Here is a 13587-nt window from a genome sequence, read left to right on the forward strand (position 1 = left end):
CGCAAAAAGCAACTATTGCACTCGCACATCAACTTCTTAAAATAGCTTATATCCTTTTGAAAGAAAATCTCACTTATCAGGAGTTTGTGCTACAAAAAAGGCTACTAGAGACGAGCCAGTAGCCTAATACAATTTTTTCACTTTCATTATATCACAAGGGGAGTCTTTTTGCGCTCTTTTGAGTTTTCGTATAAGAAATCGGTAATTCGTTAGAATTCGATTTCGTCGTCCCACCTCCGCACAGTTGAGTAGGGCTGTAAAAGCTGATGAAATCAGCGTAGTAGAGACCACTCAACCACTGCGTCTTGCTCGACAATCCAAAGACAATTGAGAGGCTAGGACTTTTGTCCCAGCCTCTTTTTCTATAGGCCTCAGTCCGCTTAAATACGAATTATCATTTCTATTTCAAGATTTTAGAAATATTTTAGAATTGCTTGATGAATACTTAATAAGTGTCCGATATACTGGATAGTGAGGAAAGGATTTCCAAAGATAATTTAAAAAGGAGAAGTAAAACCATGGAAAATATTTTAGTTTTACAAGGGGTCAGCAAAAAGTTCGGCCAGCAGCAGGCTCTGAGCGATGTCAATCTGACCATCAAAAAAGGAGATATTTACGGTCTCATCGGTAAAAACGGAGCTGGTAAAACCACTCTGATCAAAATTATGACCCAGCTGATGCATGCTAGCAACGGAACCGTGTCTCTCTTTGGTTCCAGCAACCAGGCCGAATGGACACAAGCCCTCAAGCGGGTCGGCTCGGTCATTGAAACGCCCGTTGCCCACAACCACTTGACCGCCTACGAAAATCTCAGCTACTACTGCAAACTCCGCCAGATACCTAATGCCGAGAAGGCCATCCAAGAAACACTCAACTATGTAGATCTGACGGACACTGGCAAAAAGAAATTTCATGACTTCTCCCTTGGGATGAAGCAGCGTTTGGGCATCGCTATCGCCCTACTATCCAAGCCAGATCTGATGATTTTAGATGAGCCTATCAACGGACTAGATCCTGTCGGCATCAAGGAATTCCGCCAGCTTGTCCAAAAGCTCAATGAAGAGCTGGGCATGACCTTTGTTATTTCCAGCCATATCCTATCCGAGCTCTATCTAGTAGCTACGCGCTTTGGCATCATCGACCAAGGCCATATGATCAAGGAAATTTCCAAGGCTGAATTTGAAGAACAAAGCGAAGATTATATCGTCTTGAAAACGGATCATTTGGAGGAAGCCAGCCGGCTACTCCAAGACCAATTAGGCTACCGCATCAAGGTGGTCAATGCTCTCAATGAGATCCATGTCTTTACTCACTCACATAACATCAACAATATCGTAAAAGAGTTGGTCACAGCTGACTTAGTCATTCAAGAAATCTACTATGCACGACAAAATCTCGAAAATTTCTTTACAGATTTACTTGATCAAAACCAGGGAGGTCTATCATGATTCAAACCATTCGCGCTGACTTTTACCGTCTCTTCCACTCCAAGGGCTTTTGGATTACCGAGTTCGTTTTGCTAGCCAATATCCTGCTCGGCGTCCTCTATAAGGTTACCAGCAGATTTGGAACATCCATTGAGACGGATGGACAAAACATCACTCAGCAAGCACCAGTAAAAATGACGGGTATCAATGCTCTTGCCCATTTCTCTGGAAATTCTGACAGTATTATATTTTTCACTCTCATTGTCGTCTGCCTCTTATTAGGTGTGGACTTGTCCCGCAAGCTTTATAAAAACAGCCTCGCTCACGGTATTTCACGGACAGAGTTCTTCCTATCTAAAACTTTGGTCTCCTTTGTTGTCGCCATCTTCCAATTCATTCTCTTGCTAGGGCTATCCTTCATCATCGCTAGCTCTATCAACGGAATTGGAACAGCTCCAGCAGGTTTCTTTGGCCAATTTTTAGTAACCATTCTCGTCCAACTCATTGTGACCATCGCTTGGATTGGCATCGTGTCCTTCGTCCTCTATCTCAGCCATTCCATTGCTGCGGTCTTTGTTACCTATTTTATCGGAAGCGCCCTGCTTGCCTTTCCAGTCTTACTCTATCCCCATATAGAGTTGTACCGCTATTTAACCTTACGATTTGGAATAGAGATGGCTACAGATCCTGCTGTTGTTTTACAAGCTAGTTTAGTAGCAATTGGCATAGCAGTCTTCTTCCTAGGCAACAGCCTCCTCATTTTTAAGAAAAAAGATCTCTAAAACCAAACAATCAGCTAATCTTCTGACTAGCTGATTCTTTTTTATAGAGCCACAATCAATTCAAACCAATCTCCCTCTGCTTGAATGGTCAAATCACCACCCAGGATTTCGACCAGCTGCTGAGTGATATAAAGACCCAGTCCAGAGGATTCCTCACTGCTGGAGAGATTTTCAGAATAGAAGCGATTGGTTAGTTTATCCAGATGCAAAATAGGCTTCTGAACCTTATTTTTGACCTGGAAAATAACCTTTTGCCCTTCATTTTTCAGACTGATGCTGGCTGTTTCTCGACCATGTTTGAGGACATTGCTAAGCATGTTCTGGACGATTCGATCAAAGATATCACTGTCCGTTTCCAAAAGCAGATTTTCAGACAAATCCACATCTAAATCAATCCCTGCTCGCTGAAAGGCATCATAGTAGGCAAAGAGTTGCTGGGTGACCAGCTGGGATAGGTCTACCCGCTGAAGGCTTGGTCGAATGGCTCCTTCCATCAAGCGACGGTATTCCATCAGAGCCTCCAAGCGTCTGGATACCATACCTAGATTATCCGCAATCTTTTGCAGCTGTTGGTCCATCTGCTCCTTATCAGCATCTTTGAGTAGCTGTTGCGTGTAGCCACTAGCAATGGTCAGTGGCGTTCGGATATCGTGAGCAATATTGCTGATAGCCATATCCAAGGTTTTCTTTTCCTGCTGGGTCACAAAGGACATCTTATCAATTTCCTGAAAAAGCTGCTCCACCTCGTCAGTCAGAGTCACTAGGCTAGGAGATTGATCTCTCAAGGTAAGCCGAACTTGACTTCCTGTACGACGTTTGTCACGGATCTGGCTGGTCAGACTACGAATCGCCAGATGATAGCGAACCAGCATGATTGACAAGAAGAGTATGAGCACAAAGGCTATAATCAACCACATAGCTAATCCTCCTTGAGCCGCACGCCCAGACCCCAAATGGTCTCGATATAGTCTGTCGAACTATCCAGCTGGGCTAATTTCTTACGGAGATTACTGAGATGGGCATTGAGCGTATTATCGCCTGGCAGATAGGTCTCCTCCCAGACCGACTCATACAGCTCCTCCTTGGTAAAAATCTTTTTAGGATGAGCCAGCAAGGTCTGGAAGATCTGAAATTCCTTTTTCCCTAGGCGCATGGACTGGTCACCAGAAGCAATTTCAAAGGTATCTGGCAAAAGGCGGATGTTTTTGATTGAGGTCTCCCCAACAGGCTTGGACTGAGACTGCTGACTGCCTCGCAGTTGGACAGTGACACGCGCCGCCACTTCGTCTAGATTAAAAGGCTTGACAATGTAGTCATTGGCACCATCCAGCAAATACTGACTCACGAGGCTCTTTTCGCCCAGGGCGGTCAGCATGACCACCGGCACCTGACTCTGCAAACGGATTTCCTCAAGGACCTGATCCCCATTTTTCCCAGGAAGCATGATATCGAGAAGGACCAAATCAATGCTTTCTTGCTGGAAGAGTCGCAGCCCTTCTGTACCTGAAAAAGCCTGAAGCACCTCATGGTCTTCGCTTAAGAGACTATACAAAATTTCTTGGATATCATTATTATCCTCAATTAATAAGATACGTGCCACTTGCCTCACTCCTCTTTTCTATGCTTACGAAATCATTTCTATTCCCCTAGCCTATCAAATAAAGGGACCTTCGTCAATGAAAATCTGATAAAATCCTATAGTCCCCAGGTAGATCTGCATGGTAGGTCATCACAAGATGAACTTGACTATCCTTTCTTTCAAATGGTACAATAGGACCAATGACACAATAGGGAGAATCATCTATGAAAAAAAATGCCAAAACTCAAATCAGCCTTGTATCCATTCTCGTCATCCTGGGCGTTGGTGCAAGAATGATGCGAGTCATCCACCGCCAGCAAATTAGGGAGCAAAACAGACAAACCGTCCAAACGGCTAAAAAGGTTTCAGAGTTTCAGAAAACACTAGACGAAGAAGAAACGAAGAAACGGAATGAAACCTTCAACAAGATTTTTAATGATTCCCTAATTCAGAAAAATTTTGAAAATTGGCAAAAAGTCGATGAACTTCATGGTTTGGGACAAAGAACTGGGCAATTTTATATCTATAACTTTGAAAAAAAAGAAGAGATACTCTTAGAGAATACAGATCAAGCATTTGTTCTACCCATTCGGGACAAGAGTGATAACGTCACATTTCAGGCTATCTTTGCCCACAAGGACGGTCAGTGGCACATCATGAAACCAGACGGAAGTTCACAGTTGCAACTAGGAGAAGCCAACATTTCCGCTGAATCTAAGTTTGTCATCGAAAACAATGTCTTAGACTACGACCAGTAAATCAATAAGGACTTGCCTTAATGACATACAAAAAGCTTAGGACCCCAGCTTGCAGTTGGGATTCTAAGCTTTTTAGTTTGCTGTCAGAGAGTCATCCAGAAGTTGGCGAAGCTCTACAGGAGACGTTTATTTAACAGAGGCCCCATTGGTCGCAATGACTTCTTTGTACCAATAGAAGGATTTCTTGCGCGAACGGGCTAGAGTTCCTTTTCCTTCATTGTCCCGATTGACATAGATAAAGCCATAGCGCTTCTTCATTTCTCCTATTCCGGCAGAGACCAGGTCAATACAACCCCAAGTCGTATAGCCCCAGAGGACGATGCCGTCTTCATGGATGGCATCTCGCATAGCCTTGATGTGGGCAGCCAGGTAGTCAATCCGATAATCATCCTCGATTTCCCCCGCTTCATTAGGTGTATCCACTGCCCCTAATCCATTTTCCACGATAAACATAGGCTTTTGATAACGATCCCAGATGGTATTGAGGGTAATGCGGAGACCAAGAGGGTCAATCTGCCAACCCCATTCTGAGCTTTCTAAGTAGGGATTCTTCAGAGAAGCAAAGATATTGCCCGCTGTTTTCTCCCTTTCAGCTGGATCGCCTGAAGCGACCCGACTGGCATAGTAGGAGAAGGAAATAAAGTCCACCGTATGCTCCTTGAGCAGCTGCAGGTCTTCTTCTGTCATTTCGACAATGATGCCCTCGCGCTCCCAAACTTTCTTAGCATAGTTGGGATATTCACCACGCGCCTGCACATCAATGAAGAAATAATTTTTCCTGTCTTCCTCCATACCAGCCCATACATCGCGTGGATGACAGGTGTTAGGATAATTTTGCCCTGCCGCCAGCATACAGCCGACCTTATTTTCCGGGTCAATCTCATGAGCCAGCTTGGTGGCAATGGCTGAGGCGACCAGCTCATGATGGGCTGCTTGATACTTGACCTGCTCTTCATTTTCGCCTTCTTCAAAGCAGAGCCCCGCCCCCATAAATGGTGCATGCAGGATCATATTGATTTCATTGAAGGTCAGCCAGTACTTGACCAAGCCCTTGTAGCGGGTAAAGAGAGTGCGACAGAGACGCTCGTAAAATTCAAGCATTTTACGGCTCCTCCATCCGCCATATTGCTCAATCAAGTGCATGGGGCAGTCAAAGTGAGTAATGGTCACCAAAGGCTCAATGCCATACTTGTGGCATTCCTTAAAGAGGTCTTCGTAAAATTTCAGGCCAGCTTCATTGGGCTCCAGCTCATCCCCCTTAGGAAAAATCCGGCTCCAAGCAATGGACAGACGATAGGTCTTAAAGCCCATCTCACCAAAGAGGGCAATGTCCTCCTTAAAGCGATGGTACATGTCAATAGCTTCCTTGGCTGGGTAGAAATAGCCTTCCTCAAAGTCAAACATCTTTTTCTTACCCGTGATGATGGCCAGACGGTCCGCACCAATCGGCACCACATCTACATTAGCCAGCCCGCGACCATCTGCATCATAAGCTCCCTCGCACTGGTTGGCAGCTGTCGCCCCGCCCCACAAGAAACCATCCGGAAAAGTCAGTTTTTCAGTCATATCTCTACCCACTTTCTTATTTGCTGGTTTATTTACTCATATTATAGCTCATTCTGTAAACCTTTTCTTATAAAAAACTGCGAAATGCTGATACTATTCTACTATTTCATTTAATCCAACAGATTTTCAGAGTCTGGTTCTTTAAAAAAATCATCTTTGAAGAAAAAGGCAATTAGCCTCTCCTGAAACAAAAAAAGAAGACTGAAAACCAGTCTTCTATTATTCCTCTTAAATCAAAGCCGTGATGGCCGTCACTAGGCCAAAAACGATACCAGGTGCATTTGCTGCTGCAAGCGGAATATCTCTTTCTTTTTTGAACAAGCCATAGTAGACCCATAGGCTACAGTTAATTGCTGCGACGAGCGGTTGGATAAAATTCCCTTTTTGTCCCGCTAGGTTGTTCATGATTTGTGGAAAATAGGACACATACATCATTACGGACATAAAGGTTGCAACCCATCCTAAAATTTTCATTTGTTTTTCAGACATTTTTAATACCTATTTCATTTTTCGGTTATATTTTATAACGATAGTCCAAGACAATCAAGCCCTTTTATCCCTTTGTTATGAAGATGTAAACTATCACAATCTTGTGATAAGAAAGAGGACAAAGAAAAAGACCGGATTGCTCCGATCTTTTCAAGTTCAGCTCTTAGAAAACCATAGAATGAAATCTACAAACTTCAAATTTGATTTTCGACGAGAGGAATTATTTAATAGCGCGTGATTGCAATCCTTCTTCTTCCAAGAAGAGACGGAATGGTACGAGTTCTTCTGCTTCGTATTTTTCCTTGAAGGCTTTGATTGCTTCTTCTGAGTGAAGTTTTGGATCGAGTTCAAGTACTTCTACTGGAAGTGGACGATGTTGAGAGATGCGAGCATCGATCACAACAGTTTTACCTTCTTTGTTCAATTTAACAGCTTCTGCAACAACTGCATCGATATCTTCGATACGGTCAACTGTAAATCCAACAGCTCCTTGAGCTTCAGCGATTTTCGCATAGTCAGCATTAGGGAAGTCACAACCAAACAAGTGTTTGTTTGTGTCTTCGTATTTGTCCTTGATGAAGGCATATTTACCATTTGAGAAGACAACGTTGATAACTGGAAGGTCGTATTGAACGTTTGTGATAACGTCTGGGTAGCACATGTTGAATGCACCGTCACCCATGATGTTCCATACTTGGCGATCTGGATTGTCTTTCTTAGCAGCGATACCACCAGGAAGGGCAATACCCATTGTCGCAAAGAGTGGAGATGTACGCCACATGTTCTTAGGTGTCATGTGAAGGTGACGAGTAGATGTTTGAGTAGTGTCACCTACGTCGATTGAATAGATAGCGTCTTGATCAGCATGTTTGTTAATTGCATTGTAAACTTGATACAATTGCAATTCACCCTCAGTTTTACCTTCGATTTTGTTCATGTAATCACGCCAGTTTTGGTTGTTCTTAACGTTTGCACGCCACCATGGAGTAGACTCAACTGGGTTTACTTTATCAAGGATTGCTTTCGCTGCTTGACCTGCATCACCAAGGATAGAAGCGTCAAGGGCATGGCGTTTACCAAGTTTGTAAGGGTCGATATCGACTTGGATGAATTTTTCAGTGTTCTTGAAGGCTTCGTAAACTTCAGCAAATGGGAAGTTTGATCCAAGGAAAAGAACTGTGTCTGCTTCAAAGACCACTTCGTTGGCTGGTTTCCAACCAACACGGTAAGCAGAACCTGTCAGACCTTCGTAGTTCCATTCAAAAGCTTCAAAGTTTTTACCAGTTGTGATGATTGGTGCTTTGATTTTACGTGACAATTCAGTAATCACTTCACCAGCTTTAACACCACCGTAACCAGCATAGATAACTGGACGTTCAGCCTTGTTCAAGATTTCAACCGCTTTGTCGATTTCAACTTCGTTCAAAGCAGGAGCGATAAATGAACGCTCGTAAGAACCTGAACCATAGTATGAATTTTCGTCGATTTCTTGGAAACCAAAGTTTACTGGGATTTCAACAACAGCTGGACCTTTTTTAGAAACAGCAGCACGGCAAGCTTCGTCAATCACTTTTGGCAATTGCTCAGCATAAGCTACACGTTTGTTGTAAACAGCGATACCGTTGTACATTGGGTTTTGGTTCAATTCTTGGAAGGCATCCATGTTGAGTTCGTTAACTGGACGTGATCCAAGGATAGCAAGGAATGGCGTGTTGTCCATAGCTGCATCGTAAACACCGTTAATCAAGTGAGTCGCACCTGGACCACCTGAACCAACTGCAACCCCGATTGAGCCGCCGAATTTAGCTTGCATCACTGCTGCAAGAGCACCTGTTTCTTCGTGGCGAACTTGCAAGAAGCGGATATCTTTGTCTTCAGCCAAAGCGTCCATCAATGAGCTGAGTGTTCCTGATGGGATACCGTAGATAGTATCTACGCCCCATGTCTTCAATACGTTGAGCATTGCTGCAGATGCAGTAATTTTCCCTTGAGTCATTCTAACTCTCCTTTAAATCTATATTGATCCTTTAAAAATGTAGCATAGCGCTTCTACTCCATCTTTGCGATCAGGTTTCGTTTTGAAAATGAGTTTTTTCTGACATTTCTCATGAAAACGATTTACAAAACGATTACAGTATTAATTTATCACAAAGAGATTCACATGTATAAGAATCTGCTCAGAGATACTCAATCCCTATTACATAACAGATGCTCTTTTTGAGAAAATTTCACAAACTATAGTAGAATAGGATATTTTATTATAATTTGCATGCACCTCTAAGACTTGTAGCTGTAGGAAATTAAACAAAAAGCGATACAAAATTCTGTATCACTTTTTATTTCATTTAATCAATTTTCTCAACATTGAGAAGCAGCGAGCTAGTCAAAACAGACAAAGAACTAAGGGCCATAGCAAGACCTGCTAGTTCTGGATTGAGGGTCAATCCCAGTCCTACAAAGACTCCAGCAGCAATTGGAATCCCAAGGATATTGTAGATAGAGGCCCAGAAGAGATTGAGTAAGATCCTGCGGAAGGTCTTTTGGCTCATGTCAAAGGCGCGCACAACGCCAAGTAAATCATTTTGCGTGAGCACGATGCCACCGGACTCGATCGCAATATCCGTTCCAGATCCCATAGCGATCCCCACATCCGCGATCGAGAGAGCTGGAGCATCATTGATCCCATCTCCAACAAAGGCGACCTTGCTAGCTTCTTGCAGTTTTTGGATGGCACTAGCTTTTTCTTGAGGAAGGACATCAGCAATGACGGTGTCAATTCCCACTTGCTTAGCAATAGCTTGGGCCACCCGTTCATTATCCCCCGTTAACATGACCGTTTTCAAGCCCCGTTCTTTGAGCTTTTTGATCGCTTCTTTTGAGCTGGCCTTCGGAGCATCTTGAATGGCAATCAAGCCAATCACTTGCCCATCCACAGACAAACTGATCACTGTTTTGGCCTGCTCTTGCAACTCTACCATCCGTTTTTCAAGCTCCGGATCCATCGCTGTCCCGTCATGAAGTTTGCCATTTCCCAAGGTCACCAACTGCTGGTCGATCTGACCTTGGACCCCTTTTCCTTCAATCGCTTGGAAGTTTTCCACAGGGGATAACACCAAACCTTTTTCTTCTGCTTGGGATAACACCGCTTGGGCTAGTGGATGTTCTGAAAAAGTTTCAAGACTAGCAGCCAGTGTCAAGACACGCGCTTCATCTCCTACAACATCGGTTACAAGTGGTTGGCCAATGGTAATAGTCCCTGTCTTATCAAACACAACGGTTTGAATCTTTTGCACTTCTTGAAGAACTGTTCCATTTTTAATCAGAACCCCCATCTTGGCACTACGGCCGGTTCCGACCATCAGGGCTGTTGGGGTTGCTAAACCAAGGGCACAAGGACAGGCAATAATGAGGACAGAGACTGCATAGAGCATGGCCTCTTGAAGCGACGCGCCCAGAAGCACGGACCAAACCCAGAAAGTCGCAATGGCCAAAATCGTCACCACTGGAACAAAGATACCTGAAATCTTATCCGTCAAATCTTGAATAGGAGCACGACTGGATTGGGCCATTTTGACAAAGTCCACAATTTGAGATAAGAGGGTCTCACTACCGACTTTTTCAGCCTTAAAGAGAATGGTCCCATTGCTGTTGATAGTGGAGCCGATAACTGCATCACCAACTGATTTTTCCACAGGCAAGCTTTCACCTGTCACCATCGACTCATCAATGGTCGTACTTCCTTCTACAATCGTCCCATCAACCGCGATCTTTTCCCCAGGACGGACCCGAATCAAGTCAGCAATTTGGATATCTTCTGCCGCCACCTCGACATAGTTCCCATCACGGAGAACTTGAGCCGTTTTTGCCTGCAAATCCAACAACTTTTCCACAGCCTCGGAGGCATTGTTACGCATCCGTTCTTCAAAGATTTGCCCTAAGAGGATAAAGAAGATGATAAAACCCGCAGCCTCAAAGTATACTGGCTGACCAGTAAAAAGGGCAAATACACTATAGACATAGGCTACCAGGGTTCCAAGAGCTACCAAGGTATCCATATTGGAATGGTGCTTCTTAAATGAGGCCCAGGCACTCTTGATAAAAGGAACTCCTGCTACCAACATGATCGGCGTTGTCGCTAGAAAAGTCCCCCAGCGACTGACTGGATGGGATACAAATCCTGCCATCATCCCGATCATCAAGATCAATAAGGGAAGAGTAAAGATACTAGTAATCCAAAAGCGACCCAGTAAACTTAAGACACGACGGCGTTTTTCCACAACCGTGTAAGAACCCTTTTGCATCTTCATTCCACATGAAAACTCGAAGTCCCCTGTTTCTGTCGGGGTAAAGGATATCACCTTATCCACACCGACTTCCAAAGGCTCTAAAATCCCCTGATCTTCAAACAGAATTTCCTTGTAACAGCCGGAAGGATTGACCCGATGGAAGGTGATTTCAGCAGGGATCCCTTTTTGAAGTTGAAATTCCTTTGGACTATAGCCTTTTTCTGCTGTAATACGGATCTTTTGCACTCCGTTTTCCACAACTGCTTTTTGTTTTTCTACCATACCTACTCCTTTATTCCACAATCATGTGACCATGCATCATGTTCATTCCACATGAATACCCATATTCGCCCGCTTTTTCTGGCGTAATTTCAATGATATGTTTTTCACCTAAAGGCAAATCTTCATGAACGCCAAAATCTGGAAAGATCACTTGAGCCAGACATGAAGATGGATCCTTGCGATGAAAGATGATCCGGGCTGGAACATTCTTTTTCAGGACAATGGTTTCAGGCGAATAGCCCCCCATGACTTCGACTTCAATTTCTTGATAACCTGATTTCTGACGAGCGTGGCCGCTTACCTTTTCATGCTCTGCAAAGAACCACCAAGCAATAAAAGCAACCACAAGTAAACAAACAATACTAATCAACAATCCAAACATGGAATTTCCTTCTTTCTATTACATACAATTGCAAGGGACTGTTTCGACAGCCTCTGCTTTCTTTTCTTCCAGGACCTGCTGCAGCTGATTAAGATCTGCAAGCGTAAAGTCACTCGCCTGAATCAAGTTTTCAAGCACCTGGACAATCCTTTTGGAGCAAACCTTGTCTTTCACATCCTCAACGACCAAGTCTAAACTCTGGTCCTGCTTCAACAAAGCCGAGTAAACAAAGGCTTTGCCTGATTTTTCTCTAGTCAAACATCCTTTCTCCACCAAGCGGGTCAAGAGAGTCTTGATCGTCGACTTCGACCAGTCAAAGCGCTCGGACAAGACTGCGATCAAATCCGTGCTGGTCTGCTTGCCTTCCATCCAGATAATCTTCATGATGCGCCATTCCGCATTGGAAATTTGCATGACCTCTCCTTTCTAAATCTACATTTGTAAACCTTATGATGTTATTCTACTCCTAAGATTTACATTTGTCAACCAAAAGTTTAAAAAAAAACAAATCTTCCTTTGAAGATTTGTCTGGTTGGGCTTTTTTCACTCCCTATTTTTATCTCTATAACGTTTCCTGCAGAGCTTGGGCTAGGATGCGATACCCGGCCACACTTAGATGGAGGCCATCTGTCGTATAGGCTTCTGCTAACTGCCCCACTTCATCCAATAAAGACGAATACACATCGACATAGCTGACCTGGTAGTAGGCTTGGGCCAATTCTTGGTAGGCACGATTGAGGGCTTGGATTTTCTCGTTCGTCCGGATATAAACCGTTCCTTTGTACTGCTCCTGCTCATTCACAGGCAGGACGGACAGCAACTGGATCTGAGCCAGAGGATAGTCGCGGGAAATCTCCTGAATAACCGCTTCCAGATTAGCCAGTGTTTCAGTCTGAGGCATCTCCTTACCAATGTCGTTGGTTCCAATCAGGAGAAAGACCTTGTCCAGAGCCTGCCCAAAAAGATGGGCATCCAAGTTTTCTAAAAGCAAATCAGTCTTGTAGCCACGAATGCCACGATTGACCAAGGTTTTAGGGCTTTGCAATAGCTCATGCAGCGGGAAATATTCCACAATCGAATCACCGATAAAAATAATCGCTGGCTCTTTTACCGCAAGCTGATTCAGATCCCGATAATTTTTCTGGATCTTTGCCTGCTCATTTAAAAGCCACTGTTCTAATAATTGAACTGCCATTTAGACTCCTTTCTCTAAGTATTGCTCAATCACCTGTAAAACGCCGGACTCTGCATTGGCTGGTGCCAAGCGACTGGCAATGCGCTTAATCTTCTCGTCCCCATTTTCCATAGCATAGGAAAAATCCGCTAGTTCCAGCATTTCCAAGTCATTTTCGCTGTCGCCAAAAGCCATGATTTCCTTGCTTTTGATTTGCCACCGATCCATGAGCTGACGAAGCCCCCAAGCCTTGTGAAGACCTTCTTGGATAATGTCAATCGCGCCATAACCGCTGGTCACGGCACTCAATCTTCCAGCAAATGCTGTATTGATCTGCTGCGTAATCTCTGCCGCTTGCGCTTCATCTACCATAATGCTCATCTTCAACACTTCTTCCAACGGATGATCTTGCAGATTGGGCACGAAATTCATTCGTTTGTAGAAATGAACCGCCATTTCTTCTGTCATAATCTTGCTAATCATCGGAAAATCCGTACCGTCCTGAACAAAGCCGCCTTTAGTGGAAGTAACCACCAGATGCACCTCTCGTTCTTGACCCTGAAAATAAGCCAGCGTGTCCGCAATTAAATCAGGCTGCCAGAAAGTGCCCAGCAACATTTCATTCTTTTCAAAGATTCTAGCGCCGTTGGCGACGATCAGGGTCATACGCTCTGTCAAATCGCCCAACAATAAGCGCATTCGTTGGATTTCATTGCCCGTCGCAATGACAAACTTGATGTCCCGCTCCTCCAGCTGGTCTAAAACTGCTGTCAGGCGTGGCAAATCCAGCTCTCCTCGCGAGTCCAAAAGGGTGCCGTCCATATCCGTAGCGATCATTTTAATCGGCATCTTTCCACCTCAT

The 13587-nt window shown here is 44.1% G+C and carries 13 protein-coding genes; 3 read left to right on the forward strand and 10 right to left on the reverse strand.

Features of this window, described 5'->3' with window-relative positions:
* Window positions 1-518: 518 nt before the first annotated feature.
* Window positions 519-1448 carry an ATP-binding cassette domain-containing protein gene (locus D8793_RS06425; protein ID WP_125371202.1) on the forward strand — a complete coding sequence of 310 codons (930 nt, stop codon included), beginning with the start codon at window positions 519-521 and terminating at the stop codon, window positions 1446-1448.
* Window positions 1445-2209 carry an ABC-2 transporter permease family protein gene (locus D8793_RS06430; RefSeq protein WP_125371203.1) on the forward strand — a complete coding sequence of 255 codons (765 nt, stop codon included), beginning with the start codon at window positions 1445-1447 and terminating at the stop codon, window positions 2207-2209. Before D8793_RS06425 ends, D8793_RS06430 begins: the two co-directional genes overlap by 4 nt.
* Before the next feature lie 41 nt (window positions 2210-2250).
* On the opposite strand, the gene D8793_RS06435 is transcribed toward D8793_RS06430, so the two are convergent.
* The gene (locus tag D8793_RS06435; protein WP_125371204.1) at window positions 2251-3126 is read right to left on the reverse strand and encodes a sensor histidine kinase; all 876 of its coding nucleotides are present in this window, start codon (window positions 3124-3126) and stop codon (window positions 2251-2253) included.
* Window positions 3127-3128: 2 nt separating this feature from the next.
* Complete coding sequence (locus tag D8793_RS06440) at window positions 3129-3809, reverse strand: response regulator transcription factor (RefSeq protein WP_125371205.1); 681 nt, start codon at window positions 3807-3809, stop codon at window positions 3129-3131.
* A gap of 203 nt (window positions 3810-4012) precedes the next feature.
* Between D8793_RS06440 and D8793_RS06445 the strand changes: the two genes are divergently transcribed.
* On the forward strand, window positions 4013-4546 hold the full coding sequence (locus D8793_RS06445; RefSeq protein WP_125371206.1) for a hypothetical protein: 534 nt from the start codon (window positions 4013-4015) through the stop codon (window positions 4544-4546).
* 126 nt (window positions 4547-4672) lie between these two features.
* On the opposite strand, the gene D8793_RS06450 is transcribed toward D8793_RS06445, so the two are convergent.
* From D8793_RS06450 to D8793_RS06485, 8 genes are all read right to left on the reverse strand, one after another.
* Window positions 4673-6112, reverse strand: a complete 1440-nt coding sequence (locus tag D8793_RS06450) for a 6-phospho-beta-glucosidase (protein WP_125371207.1) — start codon at window positions 6110-6112, stop codon at window positions 4673-4675.
* Window positions 6113-6340: 228 nt separating this feature from the next.
* Entirely contained in the window at window positions 6341-6601 is a 261-nt protein-coding gene (locus D8793_RS06455; protein WP_001291473.1) for a SemiSWEET family transporter, read from the reverse strand.
* A gap of 220 nt (window positions 6602-6821) precedes the next feature.
* Window positions 6822-8597: a pyruvate oxidase gene (gene spxB / locus D8793_RS06460; protein WP_125371208.1), complete on the reverse strand. Its 1776-nt coding sequence runs from the start codon at window positions 8595-8597 to the stop codon at window positions 6822-6824.
* 349 nt (window positions 8598-8946) lie between these two features.
* Entirely contained in the window at window positions 8947-11169 is a 2223-nt protein-coding gene (locus tag D8793_RS06465; protein WP_125371209.1) for a heavy metal translocating P-type ATPase, read from the reverse strand.
* Between the two features lie 10 nt (window positions 11170-11179).
* Entirely contained in the window at window positions 11180-11551 is a 372-nt protein-coding gene (locus D8793_RS06470) for a cupredoxin domain-containing protein (protein WP_125371210.1), read from the reverse strand.
* A gap of 18 nt (window positions 11552-11569) precedes the next feature.
* A complete protein-coding gene (locus D8793_RS06475) occupies window positions 11570-11965 on the reverse strand; it encodes a CopY/TcrY family copper transport repressor (protein ID WP_045498041.1) in 396 nt (131 codons plus the stop codon).
* Window positions 11966-12113: 148 nt separating this feature from the next.
* Window positions 12114-12746, reverse strand: coding sequence for an SGNH/GDSL hydrolase family protein (locus D8793_RS06480; protein ID WP_125371211.1), 633 nt, complete (start codon window positions 12744-12746; stop codon window positions 12114-12116).
* Window positions 12747-13574 (reverse strand): Cof-type HAD-IIB family hydrolase, encoded by an 828-nt coding sequence (locus D8793_RS06485; RefSeq protein WP_125371212.1) that lies wholly within the window; start codon window positions 13572-13574, stop codon window positions 12747-12749.
* Window positions 13575-13587 lie beyond the last annotated feature (13 nt).

Origin of the sequence: Streptococcus cristatus (assembly GCF_003943465.1) — a bacterium.
In the GTDB taxonomy this organism is placed as follows: domain Bacteria; phylum Bacillota; class Bacilli; order Lactobacillales; family Streptococcaceae; genus Streptococcus; species Streptococcus cristatus_C.